Raw genomic sequence first — 21,737 nt, forward strand, 5'->3', positions numbered from 1 at the left:
AATGCAGCTGTAGAGAGGGTTGTGTAAACACCCGTAACAGGATTGTATGACACCTTATTAGGTATGTTTGTCGAGTTTGAAAGGAACTTAGCTTTAAAGTCTTTTACCGTATGCTTCTGTGCTTGAATCTGTGTTCTGACACGCACACCAGCATGTTTAGAGATAATCTTTACCGTTTCTTGCGCCCAAGTAGTACCTGTTGTGACTGTTTGTCGTCCAATGCGTGCAGTCGCAGCTTTATCCAAACTTACCTCAAGAGACTCTCCATTTGCAACGACATCATCGTTGAAACAAACAAAAGTGTAAGTCTTTCCACGCATTAAAAATAGCTGGTTAGATGTGCCCGCATCAGGAGTAAAGGTTGAACCGTTCATTCTTCCCTTTAGTTCCCCTACTCTCGTCGACCCTTCATAGAATCGAATTGTATAGTGCGTATTGCCTGTTATGGCACGTGTTGCAGGTTCTTTACTTGATTGATCAGGGACAAGTTCGGTAGAAGCACCGCAGTCGTTAAAATCAACAACAGACTTTTGATTATCGCTATTACTACTTACAGCACGTGAAGCAGGGGCTAGATTATCATAGCCTGACTCGATAATCTCAATTCCAACTTTTGCTTTTTGATTACTTGCAGCATCATTTTCTACATTGTTATTACAGCCTACGAACAAGGCTATCACTGCACCAAAACCAATCTTTGTAATTGTACTCTTTAAATTGTATAACATCTTTTTAAGTCTTATCAATGGTTTATTCAAATCCGTGTTCATCGTCTCCTCCGATGGTTTCATTCGGATTCCAATCTTCTTCACTAGAGTTATTTGCATCAGGAGTTATTGGCTTACTATGACATATCATGCCCTCATACTCACAATTAATCTGCACCACTCTCGGTGGAATATAGGTTCTCTTCTTTCTCATAAATGGTTTAATTGTATTTGTTAAATAGTTTTGTTCTAATATAGAAAACGGCGTATTAATTGGCTGCAAAGGTATTAATAAACCTTTATTTACCCCCCCCATTTTTGTTAAATAAGCATAAACTATATATAAAACAGTTGCGTTTGCAAATAAAGGAAAGCCTCCCCAAGCCCCTCCAAGGGAGGGGATGTGTTCCTCCCAAAGCTCTTCTTTGATTTAAAGTGCAAAGTTCACAATTCAAAAATGTGATTACTTCTGTTGTTGAAAAACATCAATAAGTTCTTTGCTAGGGCATTTTTAACACGGAATACACAAATGGCACAGAGCCTGAAAGGGACACAGAGTTCCTAAAGGAACATGGGAATACACAGAAGCTAACGCCCTTCTTTGATTCAACTAAAAGCCTCACCACCAACCCCTCTCCGAATGGAGAGGGGAGTGAAAACTATTGTTTGCAAATAAAGGGGGCGTTTCGTTGGTGTGAAGAAAGGCTCTCTTCATAACGAAGAAACGCCCTTTTCACATGAAAGAGAGGCTCTTTTAGATAGAAAGGAGTACTTTGGGGGAACACATCCCCTCCTTCGGAGGGGCTTGGGGAGGCTTTCCTTCACTTGCAAACAGCAGTATTCACTCCCCTCTCCACTCGGAGAGGGGACGGGGGTGAGGCTGTTTCTTTTCATTAAAGCAACCCATCAAAAGAAGAACCCCGAGAGCTCTTCTTTATAGAACTCTCGGGGTTGCAACATTACTAAAGTATTCGTTTAATAATAAAAACTACTATTATCTTACGCTAATTGTACCAAATCTCACCACCGAGTAAATGCTTTGCACTGGCGGTCTCCTGATTACTCTGATTCTCGAAGTCATAGTCATCGAAGAAATCCAAGGTCTTAGTTTCTTTCATTTTAATTACCTCCGTTAATTAGATTAATTAGTAAATTCAATGTTCATACATCGTTAAATGACATGGACAAAGATAGGTAAAATAATCGTAAAAAGCAAGTGATAACATCTTAAAAGGCTATTTTTTAAACATTTTTTACCTGCTCCTCACTTTCACCTAACCCTCACCTCGTAATCTCACTGACAGTCAGTAGTTTGCAAAGACAGCCCTTCCTTGTGAGAAGGACACTATCCGCTTGTTTGTTAAATGACAGATATTAGGGACGAAAGAACATTTTTTTAAGACAAAAGAACATAAGAACAAAAGTATTGTTAACGCTGAAGAAGATGGGATAAGTTTCATATCATCACCTTCTCCACATCTCCTTTTACAATGCAAACAAGGACAAGCAAACCTACTTCACGTATCTAACACAATATAAGAGCCTTGCTAACATCACTGTCCGCAAGGCTCACTAAAGTCATTTAAAAGACTTTCTTTTAACTATGAAAATTCTATATGAAGATACTACTTCAGCATTGATAAGAGTCGAGATACATCTCTATTCCTCTCTTATCGACCACCTTTTTGTACCTAACTATTACTCAACAACATTGATAGCCTTTGACCCAACAAGTTGCTTCACGGCTGTTGCTTCACTGCCCGCATCCACATATATCGTCTTTAAAGACGTGTTTCCATCTATAATAAGATACTCGTAATCTTCGTCAAAGTCGCCATTGTTCTTTAGATTTAGCTCTGTCATTGCAGACATATTCTCGGCTTCTATGTTGCGAACAATAGGATTAGAAGATAAGTCAAGCTTCTTAATTGGATTGTTAGATACGCTTATCTGGAAGAGCATTGGCAAGTGCGATGTATCAAGTTGACTAAGTTGATTGTCATAAACAAATAGGAACATCAACTTAGGAAGGTTCAGTGTTAGCGACTCAAGAGCATTATCATAAAGGTTAAGACGCTGTAACACTGGTAGATTCTCAAGTGTTATCTCCTTCAATACATTGCTATTAGCATGCAACTGTTGTAGTGCTGGGAGATTACGAATGGTCATCTTCCTGATGTTATTCTTAGTGACTTGAATCTGCTCAAGGGCTGGTAAATCTACAGCAGTAAGTTCCGTAAGGGCTGCACCATTAGCCATAAGAAGCTGTAACTTCTTTAGTTGGCTAATATCAAGGCTACTTATATTGGTTCGCTGGATGTAGAGTTGTTCCAAGTTAATATTCTTAGAGAGATCAAGAGCAGTGAGTTCTGTATCATAAAGACGCAAGTCTTTAAGATTAGTCATCAATGATACATCTAGCTTTGTGATGTTATTACCACATAAGTTGAGCGTCTCCAAACTGGCTAACTTCTCAATAGAAGCAGCGTTGGTAATATCTTGATTCTTCAAATTCAGTGCTCTTAAATTCGTGAATTGCTCCAATCCTACAACGCTCTTGATAACCTTGTCAGGGATAGCATCACCCTTACTGTCGAAATGGAAATCAATATCTGTAACCGCTTTTGCCTCTTCTGGGGTTATTTCTCCATCATTATCTTTATCAATAGAAGGCTGCATTGCAAGGAGTTGACGCTTCAAGTTAGCATCCTCAAAGGCAATGGGTTGCTTGTTAGGGTTTTGATTTACGGTAACAGGACACTTCAGTTCGAGGCGCTCTCCCTTACTTTTAACAACTGCAATAATATTCGTCTTGCCAACACCTACAGCCTGGACATCTGTCTTATCATGCGTACGATTGACGGGAGAAGCTATATTATCGGCACCAGTTATCCAAAAGACTTCCACGTCTTGAGGTACACCTGTAAGTGTAACAGTCGCTTTATCCCCCACTGTAAGCGTAAGTTCACTTGGATTCAATTGAGGTTTCAACGTCAAAACAACATCTTCTTTATCACGACAAGCTGTGAGTAAGAAGATGAACAATGTAGCAAACGCTGCATATAATAATCTCTTCTTCATAATAAGTTGGTGTTTTTTGTTAATAATGTAAGCCCAAACGTAAGGTCTTAAAACCTCGTTTTTGCCCTCGTTGCGGCTGTCACTACTTCACGTAAGAAGGGTTCGTCCATCGAAAGAAGCGACCCTACAAAGGTCTCTGTACTAAAGGTTGCACCCGTAGCTGCCGCAAAGATTAGGGAATTAAGGCGGTTACCATTCACGACATTACCATCAAGATTGCAATTCATCTCACCTGTCTTTGTCGTAAAGAAGCTACCCGAAAAGACTCCACTATCATTACTTACAATAGATTTACCTCCTACCTTTGTACTATACATCAATAGGAAGACATTCGCCGTCATACTTGTTCCATCTCCTTTAATATCACCTGTAAAAGTTCCCACATTATCAATAGACTTTAAAGAGAGCTTTAGGTTTGCCTCATCAAAGGTCACTGGAATCTTCCAATCGAAGCCTGCACTAGTACTGCTAATATGCAGGAATAGCTTACCAGACTCCTGCACAAAGTTTGCAGGGAACTCTATACCACGTTGCTGACCATTAGCATTGTAAGTTCCAACCAATAAGTAAGACTTATCAATGATATCTGCTAAAGCGCCTTGGGTCACTACGATGGAATTACTAACATTCCCACTGCTGTAATTAATCCTAGCTGTTCGAACGCGCCCAGTGGTATTTTGTGTATATTTCACTATGAATTTATCATCATCATAACTTGCTGTAAGCCATTCAGCAGTCGTTGTTATGTTTATAGCATTGGTGTGTTCGAGGGCAAATTGCTTCTCTCCTGCTTGGTCATTAACGATATAAGAAGGTTCAGCCTGCAATGAAAAGACTAGCCCAGTCTGCTGAACTGTAAGCTGTGTAGAGTCTTCTCCACTTTTAATAGTAAGTCTTGCAGAACGCCCATTGCCACTCTCATTAGGCTGTGCAACGACCTTTACGGTCTTTCCTTCAACCGTCGCAACCGCCCAGGAACTATTCAGAGTAGCAGAGATAACGCCTGGTGCCGTCACTTCTACACTCCCTTCGCCACCTTTAGCACCGAAGAGAACATTTGCTTTCACTACTTGTACTTGAGATTCCATCACGTAAGGATTCTCTGTATCATCGCTACATGCAACCACAACAAATAGGGTGGTTAGCAGCATAAACATCGAATATAACTTCTTCATCACATATATCTTATTAAAAAATCGGTGTATCCTAACTGCTAAGAGCATTCTTCCGTTCCAACAGCAAGGCTACACCGAGAATATTAAGTGTGAACTTTTATCTAGTTCTTAACTATCTTCAACTTCTTAAACGACTCGTAGCTGCCGAGGTAATTACCTGCATCTGTACCCTCACCTTTGAATGCGCTCATCCAAAGAGCTTCTACGGCACCACCTAAAGAAGACTTTCCTGTGAGAGCACCAGAGGTCTCGTAGGTGCCTGCAGCATTCTTGGTATAACTCAATGGGAAGCTACAAGTGAATTTACCATTGTACCCTGACCATTGATTACCCTCATAGAAGAAGATGTTGTAGAAGTACCATGTATCGCCACTAGACATCAATGACTTTCCAATTAGCTGTCTACTTTCCATGTCCAGAGCAAGTTTCTCGGAATTCCAAGTCAACTCTATGGTAACAGGAACACCACTGGTCGTCCACTTCATGAGTATCTTTCCATCTGTCTCACGGCTTATTGTAGCTGGAGTAGTTTGTGCGGCATCATAGTAATCATTGAAGTATAAGGTGTAATTACCCGCTACATCCTTATCAAAGTCAGCTTGTGTGACAGTGATAGTAGACTCTCCATCAGCTGTCTTGACCTTGATAACGGCCTTGTTGATATGCCCAGATGTATTGGCAGGAGCCGATACCTTAATACCATTAGACGTCTTTGTAACTGTCAACCATTCAGAGCCTTCAGAGGTAGTAACCGACTGGATGTCTTCGCCAACATAGAGTTCTCTCTCGAAAGCATCGTCGTTCTTGGATAGTTGAGGTGTGAAACCATATAGCACGATATTGGCGTCTTCCTTTGCTGTGAGCTTGTTTCCCTCTGCATCAAAGGTCATTTCGCTAACCTTCACACCATTGAAATCCAATGGACTATAGAACCGGATGCCCTTATCAGTAAGTGTGTAAGCAACCTTGCTGGCCACTTCTTTATCGCCAACTGACAAGTTTAGCCTGTGATTAGAGAACTTCATCACAACCTTCTTGTCCCCAACTCGTCCCTTGCCTTCGGACATCTTGAAGGTAGATTTCATCTTTTTAACGGCTGTGAGGTACTCCGTCATGGTCTGATCAGTCAACTTACGGAAGTACATCACATTCTGATTGCGCTTTCCGTGTACCACGATTAAATCACTGCCAATGCTATCGATGACAAATTCGAAGTCTCCACCGAGTGCCGTAGTCTGCTCAGAACTAGGCGTAGCAAGCTTGTGCATCCATGCATTATACGTATCGAACGTCAGCACAGGACCATCATCAGCGGTGGTCTTATATAGAGATGTGATTAGATTGGAGGGGTTGGGAGATAATTCACTACCAACAGTTGCCTTATCCGCATCAAACTTCAATACAAAAGCAAAGCCTCCGTACTTCCTTGTCTTATCGGGGTACATATCGAGAACCCATCCCTTCTCTGAACTTGCTAACACATCCTTTGTCTTGTCGAGATAGTCCTTCATCTGTGCAGCAGACGACTCAGGAAACACATCCTCTTGATTCTTCAAACATGACTGAAGCGTCAATGCGGGAAGAAGGAGGAATAAATATGCTAATAACTTATTCATCTTCATAATCTTCAATACTTATTAATTATTGACGGTAAGGTCGGTCAGATTAACTCTGCCAGCCACAATATCATCCTCACGTTGGAGCACTGTCTCACGCAACTTATCAAGATCTATCTTCCATTGTGTCTTCATGTAAGAGCGAACAATGTCCAGTTTCTGTTGGATGAGCTTAGCCCCGTCGGTTCCAGCCTCCGTCATCCACGCATCCCATTGGGTCTTTGGATTAGTGATATAGATAGATAACATCTCTGCGAAGTCCTCCACATGTGAATGCTGCGCATAGGCTGAGATGAATCCATGCTTCAGGTAATACTCCGCCTTCCAATATGGCTCTTGACTCCAAGCATCGGACACGTACCCAGTACCCGTAATGAGTTTGAAGTTTGCAGGGTAGTCCTTTGTCTGATTCATGATGTGTGTGAACTCATGATGAATCGTCTTCAAATAATAGGTGTTGAGCTCTTCTCTACTCGTCAAGAACTTATCTAGATGGTTAGTACCAGCCAGAAAGATTTTCTTTCCACCCTCAGCAGTACCCAAGATCATCGTTCCATTGCTCTTAAACTCGAAGTCTCCAACAGCATAGAACATCTTTGGGAAGTAAGCACGAGTGAAGTTCACGCCTGCCACCTGATCGTAAGCCTCCAAGCAAGAATACTTCACGATGTGTGCCAATTTGACTGCATCTTCCACCTTTGCAGGTATGTTGAAATAGTTCATATCCGTCTCGTTATCCTTGTAACGATAGAGGAACTCAATATTATAAGGTGCTACGAAATTGGCATCCAACCACTTGTCAAACTCGCTGTTACCGGTTTCATCAGGCTGAATAACACTGGTGCTGTCCAGTTTATCCTCACTACAAGCAGTGAAGGTCATACCTGCCATCGCCAGCAATAAGCTATATATAAAGTATTTGTTCATAACTTATGTCTTATTTAAATAACCAACATTATCAATTCTTCGAAGCCCTTATGAGCTTGTTAGAGAAGTCCACATCCGAGGTAACATTATTGAGGAATTTGTCCAAAGGACCAGCTGGAGCCACCACTGTTGAGCTCTCCCCATTACGTGGGTTAGGCTGTACTCCGGCGTTACGCTGCGGTAGAGGAATCTGAACAGCACGACGTGGATCGTCTTTCTTCAGCACATCCAAGACCTTACTTGGCTGACCGCTAGCATCCATTTCACGGCGTGGAATCTCAATACCATAGCGTTTGATGTCCCACCAACGCTTACCTTCTTGTACTGTCTCAATGCGTCGGAAGCCCAATACACATTGTAACATCGTTTCCTGTACAGAGCCTTCTGCGTCGATATCAAAGGCTGGGTGGAGGTGTTTCTTTACTGTTGACTGCAAGTGATCAACGTCATCATAACAGTAATTCACGCTGTTATAGAAGTTTTGAATCAGTGTTGGAGTCAACGTAACAGTAGTATTTACGATGTTGTGCATCCATGCGTTGAGATCTTCGCAAGCCTTGTCATACTGTTTCTTCATTATGAGTGCTTCTGCTCTACTAAGCAAGACTTCATCCGTAGTAAACAATGGCAAGGTCAGACGACGGAATCCCGTCTGTGCCACAGGGTCAGTATATTGGAACTTATAAGCCATCTTGTTAAAGAGACAAATATCGAAGTTCGCACCCGCCATATTAAGTGGTCGCTTGTAATAACCGCCTGATCCCCATACATTGTTAGCCAAGATGTCCTCGTTAGCACCAAGGTATCGACCATGAGAATAGCGCTTGTAAACAACGTATGCGCCGAGGTAGATACCTGAAGAAGAGTAGAAGTCGGAGAACATAAGGTTACATCCTAGGTCCGCACTGATATAATGATTGATTAATGCATCATTATCATCTGCCATACTTCCGAGTACTGACCAGTCACGCAGCGGACCACGCTGACCACCCAAACAGAGGTCGGCATACTTGATAGCCTCATCCCATTTCTCATAGAAGAGATAGAACCGAGTGGCAAAAGCATAGGCTGCTTTCACGTTAAAGTGATACTTAGGCACCTTATAGTTATCGCCTACCAATGGTAGAGCCTCCTGTAAGTCCTTATCAATCTGTTCGTAGACTGCAGCTACAGAAGCACGTTCGTGCTTAGCAGTAATCTTCTCCACTTTCGTTGACAAAGGCACTCCTAAATCTTTTGTACTCGTCTTTGTATTGTAAGCAAGACCAAATTCATTGACCAAGATAAAGTGTGCATAAGCCCTACAGAGCAATGCTTCCGCTTTCAGCTGTTGTGCTTTTTCATCCGAGAACTTATACTCTTTGAGTGATTCGAGCACCTGATTCGCATTGGCGATACAATTATAACATGACGACCAAAGGCGTGAAGGCGCCTCATTCGAAGACTCGGTAACATCCTTCCAGAAGTATATCTGGTCACCCAAACGACCTCCGTTAGGATTCTCTGCACCATAGTAATCGGCATTATCCGACATCAGTTCGTTCACAAGAGTGTATTCGTAAGAAGGATAGGAACTTGTCAGAAGGTCTGACATCTTATCCTCCGTGTCAAGAACAGTACGATTATCTGGCATTGTATCAAGGTAGTCATCGCAAGAAGAAAGCGTAGTTACAGATACTGCTGTAGCCAGAACCGATAGGAAAATATATTTCTTTTTCATATTGTAAATATCTAACTATTATGAGAATACAGTTTCTTATTGTCTCTCTTAAAGTCCTAATCTCAGCGTCAAAGTAAACTGCTTTGGTGTAGGAACAGCCACACCACCAGTATTGAAGAACTCAGGATCCTGTCCGTTGAGCTTCTTATCAGCATAAATCAAGAATAGATTGGTTGCTTGAAGTTTCATTGCTAGTGTGTTAACACCCAATGCCTTCACAACAGACTTAGGGAAGTCGTAACCCAAAGAAATCTCTTTCATACGAATGAAGTCGCCCTTTGCCACACGAACATCCGAATAGTTATATGCGCTGTAAGCATACTTTAGATTAGAATCATTGAAGTTCTGACGGCGAGAAGCTATAACAGGAACATTCGTGACCTTCTCATTTCCAGGTACAACCCATCGGTTGCGGAACTCCTTAGTCATGGATGTTAGGTCGTCATACTCATTGCTGAAGACATCGTCCAAACGAATTACATTACCGAAGGAATAAGTAACGAACACATTTAAAGAGAAGTTCTTGTAACGGAAAGAGTTACCCAAAGAACCCGTAAATGTAGGGTCGATAGGTCCTTCATACTTGAGGAACTTCGTCTTCTCTTTGTCGCGTTCCTGGAAGTAAATGCCCGTTGTGGTAATATTACCATTCTGATCGAGGAACGTTGGGAGTCCTTCTTTATTCAAACCACGGAACGGAATAGAGAACATTGAGCGTACTGGATAACCCACGAGTGGGAAACCTGTACCCTGCACAAGGTCTAAGATACGTGCAGGAGAGTAAAGGTCAGTAATCTTATTCTTGGTATGTGAGAAGATAAAGTCACTGTTCCAAGAGAAGTTCTTACGCTTAATATTCTGTGTAGAAAGTGTGAACTCCAAACCATGTGAACGCATAGAAGCAACGTTCGCACGCAAGAACTCACCATATAACTGGCTATTGAAGTAACCGATGAGGTCATAGTTATTACGCCAGTAAGCATCTATACTGAAGTTAATGCGATTGCTCAAGAAACCTAAGTCAGCACCGATGTTGAACTCATGCTTCTTCTCGTAAGTAAGATCGGAGTTACCCATTGTCATGCTCATACCCGTTTCTGACAAGCTAGCGAATGGACGCCAAGGGGTTGAACTACGATAGATTGGCAACGCATTGGTCACATTTGGACGATCACCCGTTAGTGAGTAACTCAAGCGCAAAGTAGCATGTGTGAGTGCATCCTTAAATGTATTGGCAAACCAACTCTCCTCATGTGCATTCCAAGCAGTTGATATGTTCCATGTAGGAAGCCAACGGGCAGAACGTGCCTTACCTAAGTAGTTGGTTCCTTCATAGCGTACGGTACCAGTCACCTGATAGCGATGTGCGAAAGAGTAAGTGGCAGTTCCGAAGAAAGCAGCACTACGATAATGGGTGTTAGTCATCCAGAAGTAATCCGACTTCTCCTCCTGTCCTTTCTTGAAGACTTGGTATGCGTAGAGAGGAATCTCGCCTTTTGAATACTGCATACCCCAGCCACGGAACCATATTGAATGGCGGTTTGTATAGTTTGTTTCCATACCACCATAAACGTTAACGATGTGCTTCTCTGCAAATACATCATTATAAGAGAAGGAGAGACGGGTGTCCCAACCGAACGAGCTATTATCTGTTCTCTCATAGATACCACCATAAGGAAGAACTGTGATAGGCAAGTCGTAGATGTGATCAGGGTCTTTGTACAAGAATGGGTTCGCCTTGCGAATAGTTGATGTACCCATCTCACGATAAGCAAGAGCTTGATTTGAATTATCAAGGATATTATGCTCCTGCGATGTAGCAGCCGACTTTACAGCAGCCAAGAAAGTAAACTTCAACTTAGAAGTAGGCTTATAATCAATGCTTCCCGATATACGGAAATCATGCACAGCAAGGTCGATATAGTTATTATTCAACTCACTGAAGATATTGAAAGGAGCATAACTACGTGTGTAGAAGGTATGTGCATCCAATGCACGAGATGTATTCAGCGCATAAGAATAAGGGTTGATATCGAAGTCACGCTTTACTGTTCCTGTTACAGGATCAGTATCTGAACTCAATGTTCCTGGTGCTTTTTGCTTACGATAAGAGGCGTTGCCAATGAGATTGACAGAGAGCTTCTTACTTATATTATGTGTGAAATTGAGGTTTGCGGTATAGCGTTGAACCTTGCTATCGAGCGTCCATCCTGGGTCAAACATAGCTGATAAAGAACCATAGTATTGGCTCTTATCCGTACCACCAGACACACTTACAGAGTGATTATGCATGATGGCGTTAGAGAAAAGCTCATCGAACCAGTTTGTATTACGGTACTCTGCATCACGAAGATACGCCAGTTTCGCAGCTTCCGTATTAGGAAGTCCGAACTGCCCCTTGTCTGGATCGTATTGAGTTATCAGTTGATACATCTTTCCGTAGATACCACTATTGGCTGCATTAGCCGTTTCTGCATAGTTAAGATAGCCCTTTTGCTGCAATTCCTGATAGATTGCCATCTGGTCCTGAGAGTTCATTATGTTGAAATTGCGGTAACTTGGCTTCAGTCGCAAGGTGTATTCTCCAGTGTAATTGATGTGTGCTTGACCTGCACGACCCTTCTTTGTCGTTACAACAATCACACCCGCCATCGCGCGCGCACCATATATAGAGGTGGCAGAACCATCCTTTAGGATCTGAAAACTCTCTATATCGTCAGAGTTCAAACCTGCAATAGCAGAAGAGATAAGGGTGTTAGCGTCACCTGAAGAGAGTTGGTCAGCCGATACATCGACCACATCTTCCATGATGACACCATCTACCACCCATAGAGGCTTTGATGATCCGAAGATAGAAGTGGCACCACGCACACGAATCTTAGGTGCTGTACCAAAGGTTCCTGATACGTTCTGAACACTCACACCAGCGGCTTTACCTTCCAAAGAACGGCTCACATCCGCCATACCATCAATCTTCGCTTTAGAGGCATCAAGCTTTGTTGCCGCACCAGAGAACAATCTCTTGTCCTGTTGGGTCATACCTGTAACGACAACTTCATTTAGTGTGTGATTGTCATTAGTAAGCGTTACCACCATTCCAGCCTTAGGACTTAAGGTTTGGGTTGCCATACCAATGTAACTCACGACAAGCTTCTTTCCTGCAGGAACATCAAGTGAGAACTTACCATCAATGTCGGTAACTGTACCCATCGTTGTGCCTTGTATCATAACAGAAGCACCTATGATGGGATCACCATCGTCCTGAGAAATAACAGTACCAGTAATCTTTGTTTGGCCGAAAGCTGTACCAATTGACAGCAAGAGAGCAAACAAGAATAGTGCTAATCTTTTCTCCATAGATCTCGTTTTTGATTTAACTGAATTGAAAATAGTGATATTATACTATTAAAAACGTCGCTCAGCAGTAACGCTTCGCATAGTTATTTTAAGTATAGAATTAAGTCTCTTCGTTTATGGCTTTCGCCTTCTTCAAATGTTATTAGTTCATAATTGTTATAGTTTAGAACCTTACGTGCATTGCAAGTAGGCTCGTTGACAAATTTAGAGAATAAATAGAAAAAAAGCAAGTAATTGATATAAAAAATTACAATTCAGCCTTTATTTTGTTGTAAGTATCATTATTTATAATCTAAAAATACATATTTTATACAGCGAAAAAGGTGCTTACAATATAAAAAATGTAAATAAAACACGCATTAATTAACACTTTGTTATTATCGAAGAGGGACTGCACTACGAATTAACTAAAGCCTCACCACAGCCTATCTACAGCCTCACCCCCAACCTATCTACAGCCTCACAGCAACCTATCTACAGCCTCACCCCCGTCCCCTCTCCGAATGGAGAGGGGCGTGAATACTGCTAGTAGGATGAGAGAGGATTGTATTTTGGAATTAAGGAAGCAGCCTCTCCCCCATCCCCTCTCCGAATGGAGAGGGGCGTGAATACTGCTAGTAGGATGAGAGAGGATGGTTAGTGGGAATAGAGGTAATCATATTCTAGAATTAAAGGAAACGCCCTTCTCGATTGCAGAAGGGCGTTTCCTTATGTCGAGAAGAGCCTCTCCTTGCATCAAAGAAACACCCCCTTTATTTGCAAACAATGGTTTTCACTCCCCTCTCCATTCGGAGAGGGGGCGGGGGAGAGGCTGTAGTTGGGACGGGGGTGAGGCCTCTCCTTACTATCAGAACACATCTTTCTCACCTTTTCTTATAACCTTTAATAATAAGAATAGATAATATTACGCTTTATAATTGATATACATCAAGAAACATCACAGTCGATGAAAAATAACCTTGAAAACGTTTGTCACTTCAAAAAAAGGGTGTACCTTTGCATCGTAATCAAGATACAATACGTATCTAATTACCAATGAGGTCTTAGTATCTTTGTAGGTACATAAGGTTGCTCAGGATTACAATTTGAATAAGAAGATTTGTTTAGGTTAGTAATAGATTTAGGTTTTTAGTTATATTTTAGGTAAAGATTGTAGAAACATCAACGTCGTGAGACGATGGTTATTCGGAGGTAACGGAAGAGCGGATGCTCTGCCGTTTTCTTTTTTATATAGGGCTTATGAAGAACGTTGAAGTGCAATTTGATTTATATTATTAGGTGTTTTTTCAAGAACAGAAGGACGATTACCTCTGATGCTACCAGGGTTTCAAAGGACTTCGGGAAAGCTAGTTGTCAAAAGGAATTGGGGCGATATTGTGAGGTTAGTAACACTCGAGAAAAGAGAAAAGCTAGTCGCCTTAAGATTCCTAAGACAACTAGCTTTTTTATTTCTAAGAGCTTGCAAGGTTCTTTTCTATACCTTATCCTATAAATAAACAGCCTATTTGGAAGACCACCGCACTGACCACCCACGCCAGAGCTGTGGTGTAACTGGCAGCAAAAAGAGCCCATCCCCAACTGCCCGTCTCACCTTTTATCGCTGCAATCGTGGCTATGCAAGGGAAATAAAGCAGCACAAAAAGGAGGAAGCAGAAGGCTGTCAGCGTTGCTACTGGCTGTGCTTTCTCATAAGAGATACCATGTAATTGCGCCACATCTTGTGTTATCAGTTCGTGTAACTTCACATACTTCCCTGATTCGGAACTGAAGTTACTATCGTCCTTAAAGCTATCGTCGTTAGAATAAAGCACTCCCATTGTGGATGCGACAATCTCTTTTGCACCCACACCAGCCAACAATCCGACATCTAACTTCCAGTTGAATCCCATCGGACGGAACACTGGTTCGACCGCACGACCTACTCTTCCGATGTAGCTCTGCTCCTGTTGTTGCTGATTGGAAACGCTCGGATCATCCGTATGAGGGAAGTAACCGAGTGCCCAAACGATGATGGATGCGACCAAGATAATGCCTCCCATCTTCTTCAAATACTGCTTTCCCTTCTCCCAAGTATGTCTTCCAATCGCCTTCCAAGTAGGGAATCGATAAGGAGGAAGCTCCATCACGAAGGGTGTGTCTTCGCCTTTTACAACGAAGGCAGAGAACAATCGACTCATTACAATAGCCATTAACACACCGATGACATAGAGTGACAACATGGCTAATGACCGATATTTAAGGGCAAAGAACGAACCTGTTATCATAACATAAATAGGTAGCCTTGCTGAACAACTCATCAATGGAAGGATTAACATTGTTATGAGTCTACTGCGCTGACTCTCAATGGTTCGGGTAGACATCACCGCTGGTACGTTACAGCCAAAGCCCATGATCAATGGAATGAAGGACTTTCCATGCAGCCCCATCTTATGCATTAAGCGATCCATAATGAATGCCGCGCGTGCCATGTAACCGCTATCTTCCATGTAAGAGATGAAGAAGTAGAGGATAAGAATCTGTGGTAAGAACACGATAACAGCCCCAACTCCACCGATAACTCCGTCTACTAACATCGCTTTAACAGGTCCGTCAGGCATATTCTGGCTGATGAAGTCGCCTAACCAGGCTACTCCTGCATCGATCCAGTCCATTGGGTACTGTCCAATAACAAATGTTGCGGTGAACATCAAGAGCAAGATTAAGAAGAAGATAGGGAACCCTAAGTACTTATTCGTTAGTATCTTGTCAATGAGATGGGTTGTTTGATAGGTGTCTTTCTTATCTCCTGTGGTATAACCCGACTCTTCCAAGGCTCCATGGATGAACCCGTATTTAGCGTCCATGATGGCTGTTTCGCAATCGTTGAGCGTTTCCTCCTTCACACGTTGCGCCGCTCTGTCACGGTGCTGGAATATTTCTAGGGAATCGCCAAGCGGTTGGATGAGTCGTTCCACATCCTTATCGCCCTCGAGGAGTTTGATGGCTAGATAGCGGGTAGAGTATTGCTGACGCAAACCAGGGTAGTTCTTCAAATGTTCCTGAATATCTTTTATACCCTGTTCTATCTCATGTCCGTGGTTAATATGGATGTGCCTGAACTGTAAACGCTCATCTTCTTTGCCCTCATAGACGGCTATCACCTGATGAAAAAGCTCTTTCACACCACGTCCAGAGGTAAAGACTGTGGGCACCATAGGCGTTCCGAAGAGCTCAGATAACTTCTCGTAATCAATATGGTCGCCCCTTTCTTCGGTCTCATCATACATATTTAAGGCGCAGACCATGCGCACGTGCATGTCAATGAGCTGTGTGGTGAGGTAAAGGTTACGCTCTAAATTGGACGCATCGATGACGTTGATGACGATATCGGGCGTCTCCTCGACCAGCTGTTTACGCACATATAGCTCCTCAGGACTATATGCTGACAAGCTATAAGTGCCTGGTAAGTCGACGAGATGGAACTCATATCCTTCATACTCAGCACGTCCCACTTTCGCATCTACGGTCACTCCGGAGTAGTTACCCACCCTTTCATGCGCTCCAGAAGCGAAGTTGAACAAGGAAGTCTTCCCACAGTTAGGGTTGCCAACGAGTGCTACATTGATAGTCTTAGTGCGTCGTTTCGACTCTTCCGATGGTTCCGAAGGCATCAAGGCATGGTCTTCTTTATCATGCGGATCCGCCATTGTAGCCGTATTCAGGTTCTGTTTCTTGTCCTGGGAATCGCCTTTTTGCACCTCATCAAGGTGCACAACCTCTATTTGGTCAGCCTCGCTATGACGCAAACTGACCTCATATCCCATAATCTTATACTTCACTGGGTCACGAAGCGGCGCATTCAAAAGCACCTCCACTTGCTTTCCTTCGATAAAGCCCATCTCTATTATGCGCTTACGGAAACCGCCATGTCCGGACACCTTAACAATGATTCCGACCTCACCCGTTTGTAATGATGATAGTTTCATATCTATTCCTTTGTTTACATTCTTCGATTAGGTGCATCAAAAGTAATACCTGTTCGCTCTCCTTCTAACGTGCCTAACACAATAAGCAAAGGTAGTGAAAAAAACTGATAAGACGCTGGTTATTGGCGTTTCTAAGTAGTAAATACCTACTAGTAGGTATCTATTCAGACGAAATAACACGATGTCATGGTATTTATTTGACAGATTCCTTTCATTCAAATCAGCCCTATCGTGAAGTACTGCCGATAGGCTCTCTTTCCTCCTCGAATAGGCAGGGAAGAAAGGAGGCGGTGCTGATGGCGTTAGAAAGAGACGCCTTCTTCCCCCCTAAAAGGGCGTTTCCTTCATGCCAAGAGGGGCTCTCTTTCAGGCAAGAAGGGCGTTTCCTTCAATCCACCTAACGCCCTCCAATAACTCTACTAACATCCCTATGTAGCTCTTACTTGCTTTCCCTCGCTTTGAATTGTACCTTTGCAATGTGTTCAGAAAGCATCTGTTCACATAAACAAGTTATAATATAAATATATAAGTACATGAATGTAAAGAATCGAAATCCAACCCCCGTTGACCTCGAGCAACGCCTTTCTCCCCACTTCACACTCGGTGAGATGTTGCGATCGGGAACGGCTATTCAATTAAATATTGATAATATGCCGGGGAAGAATCCATCGCCTTTTGAACCTTCGTATGACGATGTCATAGAGAACTTAAAGGCATTGGCTGTGAATGTGTTAGAACCTCTCAGACAACAAGTAGGACGAGTGATTATCACGAGCGGATACCGCTGTCAACAACTCAACGTGGCTGTTGGAGGGGTAGCTAACTCACAACACTTGCGAGGGGAGGCGGCTGATATACATTTCACAACGCCCGAAATGAGGGATAAATATATCCGTGTGTTGCTCAAAACAAACTTTGATCAAATCATTCTGGAGCCTGTCAATCAACCTGTAAAGCGTTGGATACACGTCAGTTACAAACGTTCTGGGGGGAATCGACACAAGTTTATCAATCACAGATAAGGCTTCGAATGAATCAAAAGTACGCTTTTATAGTATTATATCTTTATATATTTACATTTTCAATCATTTGTTATTTACATCATTAATTATTCACTTTTTAAATCATCAAAACTATGTCTATTAAGTATCGTTTGTATCAAGACAATCGCACAAACAGTAAGCACAAGGGTGCATGGTACGCCCGCGCCTTCTCTCCCGAACTAGTGGATATGAAGGAGTTAGCCAATCGCATCAACAATTCCTGTACGGTGACTCACTCGGATGTGATTGCTGTCATCACTGCACTAGTGGGCGAGATGAACTACGCACTGCGTGAGGGTAAGCGTGTGAAACTCGACAGTTTGGGAACGTTCCGAGTAGGAATTCACTCGCAAGGGGTGACGAATGTCAAGGATTTTAACGTCCAAAAGCACATCTCCCGACCTCATGTTATCTTCACACCAGCCGTTAGCGTTGGGGCAGACCGACGTCGCACACCTCTCTTATTGACGGGCTTAAAGGTGCAGGAATCGCTTATTTATAAGGGTTCCACTAAGAAGAAAGGGGGCAAGAAAGGCTCCGATCCCGCTTCATCTGAGGGCTCAGAGGAACATGGACCAATATCTGCTGGATAATAGAATGTCTATTGGAAGGAAGAGAGTTAAGTACTAATTTTTTCATTATTAAAGTCGTATAATCATGATCAAACCATCTACATGGAGAACAATTCTCCAACTAGCTGTGACCATCATCACCGCTATTGCCACCACTTTGGGTGTAACGTCTTGTAGGTAATTAACCTACTTCTATAACACAGCCTGCGGACAACCAGTACTCTGGTGTTCGCAGGCTGTATCGTTTCTAATACCTTGCTCCCCTACTCCAGTGAGTTTCATACGCACTAAAAAAACGTAAGCTATTTTGCAATAGATGGTCGGTAGTAACACTAAAAAACGTAACCTAGCTTTGTATTGACAATCGATAATTACACAAGAAAAGGTAAACTGCCTTTGTATTGACAATCAATAATAACACAAGAAAACGTAAATTGTCTTTGTATTGACAATCAATAATAACATAAGAAAAGGTAAACTGCCTTTGTATTGACAATCAATAATAACACAAGAAAACGTAAATAGTCTCGGGATAGATGGTCAATAGTAGTCTAATTAGTAGACTTTATTACGCCTATGTATCGTGTTGATTCATAAAGTCTTACGCTGGTAATAGCCGACAAATACGTAAGTTTCAACCGACCAAAGGGGAGCTTCCATGCGACAAATTGGTAGATTCTTTGCGACAAAAGGGGAGGTTATTTTGAAAGAGGGCGACAGAAAGGGAGGAAAAGGGCGACAAATTAGTAGTTTGTAGTGCTTTTCTTTCCTTTTTCTTGACATTCTCTCGATTATAGCGAACGTTTATCTCTTATCAAGCTCGGTTTCTTCTTTTATGAAATGAATTGTCTTTAATTATCAAGATGTGCAACTCTCATGTTATCAGTGATATGTAGTTATGTGCGACAGATTAGTAAGTTGATACCCTAACAAGCATGAGTAAGAATGCGACAGATACGGAGTTTATTGAAAATAATTAAACTTTACACTTTTTTGTCGCCGTTTATATAAATATATAATAGAATGTTTATGTTTTAAGATAGCGCACAGCTGGAGTACTGAAAACAAATATCTAGGGCATTAGAAATCCGTTTTTATGACAGAAGAACAGGCTTTTTAGACAGAAGGACATAGTTTTTTAGACAAAATGACATAAAGACATATTGTTTTAATGACATATTATTAAGACAGAGGAACATAGGAACAAGAGTCATGATAACGAAAGGGTAAAAAGAAAGAAACGCCCTTCTCAAATGGAGAAGAGCGTTTCTTCTTATCGAAGAGAGCCTTTCCTTACATCAAAGAGACGCCCCCTTTATCTGCAAACAATGGTTTTCACTCCCCTCTCCATTACTTCCCTTCGGTCAGTGACCGTTGGTTCTGAGAGGGGGAGAGGCTTTTCCTTATTTGCAAACAATAGTATTCACTCCCCTCTCCATTCGGAGAGGGGTTGGGGGAGAGGCTGTAGATGGGTTGTTGCTGGGCTGTAGCTAGGCTGTTGTGAGGCTTCTTCTCCCCCCTAATCAGCCGTATGCACCTTCTTTCTCTTCCCACTGAATTCAGTGAAGTCAATGCGTATGATCTCCACACGATGGAAACTCTTGTGAGCGTATTTATCGCCAATCTCCTTGAAATCAGCCGATAACTTATCGATTAGAAGGTGCAGGGCGTGCATCTTCTCTTCATCAGAAAGGTGGATACGAGCCTCTCCGAAGAAGATAGCACTCTCATATTCTGTGGTGAAGTTACGCGGTAACAAGTGGACGTTACCAATGATACATAGCGACACATTAGGGTTCTTTTCAATGGCATCTAACTTCCTCCCAGATGGCGCACAATGGATATACACGCTGTGATCACCATCCCAAACGAAGTTGACAGGGATACCATAACCAGCGTTATCTGCCACCATGCTCAATACTCCATACTCACCATCTCTTAATAACTCAAGTGCTCGCTCCTCGTCCATCAGGCGATCCTGACGACGAACACGGTCGTTTACATATTTCATTTGCATAGTTTTTTATTATTTATTCAACAATGTACTTGATATAAAACAAGTATATCGTTTGCAAATTATCTTTACACTTATCATTTCTTATTAACCCTCTTCAATATCGAAGAAAGGCTATGATACAAAAAAGCCTTGACTGATTCACATCACCCAAGGTTTAAATACTAAAACTAAATTAACCACTAAAAAAACTTGATGCAAAGGTAGTGATTTATTTTCAAAACGCAATGCTCGACCGCAAGAAAAATGCTTTTAGACTATTACTTTTAACCTTTATTATAAAACGGAAGACTTTTGTCGTATCCTACTGACAATTAGTCGAGATAGTGGAAATCGTGTACTGCAAGTGAGGAAAGTAGCTGTAATATTTTGCAAGCTATACTTTATGAAAATATTAAACACTTTCTTACTTGTAATGATTATAATATTCTCGTCTATAAAAAGCCTTTTCTAGGCGTTGTTATTGCCCTATTTGTCCATATTAGAGATTACATTTTTCTTTACTAGAAAAGTGTAATTAATACGCTAGATTAGCATTCCGATGGACCAAACTAACCGAATCGAACAGCCCAACGACAGCCTCTCCACAATCCAACTAAAGCCTCTCCACAACCCAACTACAGCCTCACCCCCACCCCCCTCTCCGAATGGAGAGGGGGGTGAAAACCATTGTTTGCAAATAAAGGGGGCGTTTCGTTGGTGTGAAGAAAGGCTCTCTTCATAACGAAGAAACGCCCTTCTCGATTGGAGAAGGGCGTTTAAACTATAATAAGAAACTTTTCCTCTTATATCAGAAAGACTTTATATAGTATAGAAAAGCTAGAGGGAATGTTTCAATATCATACCTTAATACAACACAAACGCACGTACCTTAAACTCGAAGGGAGAGAATTCAGAAGGGAAGTAAAGCTCCCTTGCTATTGGCCAAAAGCGACTACCTCCAGAATGCGCAGTGCTTGTCCAATAATAACCGTCTTGCTCTGTTGTCATGAAAGATTTACCTCCTGCATCCGTAAAAGCCTTTTCGAACAAGTATCCATACCACCGATATCTTTGGGTTAATGAGCCTATCGACATGATATCTTGTGCAAAACCGAGTAAGTCATAAGCATGGAAATAGTCTTGTTGTGATGGTAAGAACCACTTCTTCGAAGCCAAAGATCCTGATAACGCAACACTGGGACGGAATCTTCCTGCCGCATAAAAGGCTGGGAAGTCAGGGTTATTTCCCTTTACTTTATCCCCTGTAACATTCGAAGAAGTATAACTTGCATTCCATGTCTCATCGTATCCACTAGTTGCAAACTGTGCCAGATACCTATTTGCATCAATAGTAAGATCACTGTTAGATACTTGAACAGTTGAAGTGGGAACACTCCTATATTTCTCTACAGCAAACTTATACTTCGTTCCGTTTCCGACCTCTTCTATAGCTGCAGCGAGATGGTTTACAGGGTCAACAACAACTCCGACAGGTGTCTTTCCAGGGTTCTTATGTAGCAAGCCTGTTGTTCCGTCGCTGAAAAGATAGGTGAAGTAAGGCTTGATCTTCACGGCTAT

Annotated in this window: 12 protein-coding genes and 2 pseudogenes; 3 read left to right on the forward strand and 11 right to left on the reverse strand. The window is 42.1% G+C overall.

Translation table 11 applies throughout. The features are described 5' to 3' along the window. The 9 genes and pseudogenes from O3603_RS10760 to feoB all read right to left on the reverse strand — a co-directional run. Positions 1-728: pseudogene (locus tag O3603_RS10760) on the reverse strand (hypothetical protein); the annotation flags it as partial. A gap of 22 nt (positions 729-750) precedes the next feature. Then, complete coding sequence (locus O3603_RS10765) at positions 751-921, reverse strand: hypothetical protein (RefSeq protein WP_315087909.1); 171 nt, start codon at positions 919-921, stop codon at positions 751-753. Between the two features lie 1,484 nt (positions 922-2,405). Then, complete coding sequence (locus tag O3603_RS10770; RefSeq protein ID WP_371522764.1) at positions 2,406-3,788, reverse strand: hypothetical protein; 1,383 nt, start codon at positions 3,786-3,788, stop codon at positions 2,406-2,408. 47 nt (positions 3,789-3,835) lie between these two features. Beyond that, positions 3,836-4,963 carry a BACON domain-containing protein gene (locus O3603_RS10775; RefSeq protein ID WP_371522766.1) on the reverse strand — a complete coding sequence of 376 codons (1,128 nt, stop codon included), beginning with the start codon at positions 4,961-4,963 and terminating at the stop codon, positions 3,836-3,838. 101 nt (positions 4,964-5,064) lie between these two features. Continuing rightward, complete coding sequence (locus tag O3603_RS10780; protein WP_371522768.1) at positions 5,065-6,579, reverse strand: DUF4302 domain-containing protein; 1,515 nt, start codon at positions 6,577-6,579, stop codon at positions 5,065-5,067. A 21-nt stretch (positions 6,580-6,600) separates the two neighbouring features. Next, positions 6,601-7,506, reverse strand: coding sequence for a putative zinc-binding metallopeptidase (locus tag O3603_RS10785; protein WP_371522770.1), 906 nt, complete (start codon positions 7,504-7,506; stop codon positions 6,601-6,603). Positions 7,507-7,537: 31 nt separating this feature from the next. Further along, the gene (locus tag O3603_RS10790; protein WP_371522771.1) at positions 7,538-9,226 is read right to left on the reverse strand and encodes a RagB/SusD family nutrient uptake outer membrane protein; all 1,689 of its coding nucleotides are present in this window, start codon (positions 9,224-9,226) and stop codon (positions 7,538-7,540) included. Positions 9,227-9,274: 48 nt separating this feature from the next. Next, complete coding sequence (locus O3603_RS10795) at positions 9,275-12,583, reverse strand: SusC/RagA family TonB-linked outer membrane protein (RefSeq protein WP_371522773.1); 3,309 nt, start codon at positions 12,581-12,583, stop codon at positions 9,275-9,277. Positions 12,584-14,064: 1,481 nt separating this feature from the next. Continuing rightward, positions 14,065-16,548 (reverse strand): ferrous iron transport protein B, encoded by a 2,484-nt coding sequence (gene feoB, locus O3603_RS10800; protein ID WP_371522775.1) that lies wholly within the window; start codon positions 16,546-16,548, stop codon positions 14,065-14,067. A gap of 533 nt (positions 16,549-17,081) precedes the next feature. On the opposite strand from feoB, the gene O3603_RS10805 reads away from it, so the two are divergent. From O3603_RS10805 to O3603_RS10815, 3 genes are all read left to right on the forward strand, one after another. Beyond that, the gene (locus tag O3603_RS10805) at positions 17,082-17,570 is read left to right on the forward strand and encodes a D-Ala-D-Ala carboxypeptidase family metallohydrolase (RefSeq protein WP_371522777.1); all 489 of its coding nucleotides are present in this window, start codon (positions 17,082-17,084) and stop codon (positions 17,568-17,570) included. 113 nt (positions 17,571-17,683) lie between these two features. Next, on the forward strand, positions 17,684-18,184 hold the full coding sequence (locus tag O3603_RS10810; protein ID WP_155716538.1) for an HU family DNA-binding protein: 501 nt from the start codon (positions 17,684-17,686) through the stop codon (positions 18,182-18,184). A gap of 64 nt (positions 18,185-18,248) precedes the next feature. Next, positions 18,249-18,344: a smalltalk protein gene (locus O3603_RS10815; protein ID WP_155716537.1), complete on the forward strand. Its 96-nt coding sequence runs from the start codon at positions 18,249-18,251 to the stop codon at positions 18,342-18,344. Positions 18,345-19,682: 1,338 nt separating this feature from the next. On the opposite strand, the gene O3603_RS10820 is transcribed toward O3603_RS10815, so the two are convergent. Both O3603_RS10820 and O3603_RS10825 read right to left on the reverse strand, forming a co-directional pair. Then, positions 19,683-20,174: a pyridoxamine 5'-phosphate oxidase family protein gene (locus O3603_RS10820; RefSeq protein ID WP_311454576.1), complete on the reverse strand. Its 492-nt coding sequence runs from the start codon at positions 20,172-20,174 to the stop codon at positions 19,683-19,685. Positions 20,175-21,023: 849 nt separating this feature from the next. Continuing rightward, a pseudogene (locus O3603_RS10825) lies at positions 21,024-21,737 on the reverse strand (hypothetical protein); the annotation flags it as partial.

The sequence above is a fragment of the Prevotella sp. 20925_1_30 genome (genome assembly GCF_041433025.1).
Lineage (GTDB): Bacteria > Bacteroidota > Bacteroidia > Bacteroidales > Bacteroidaceae > Prevotella > Prevotella vespertina.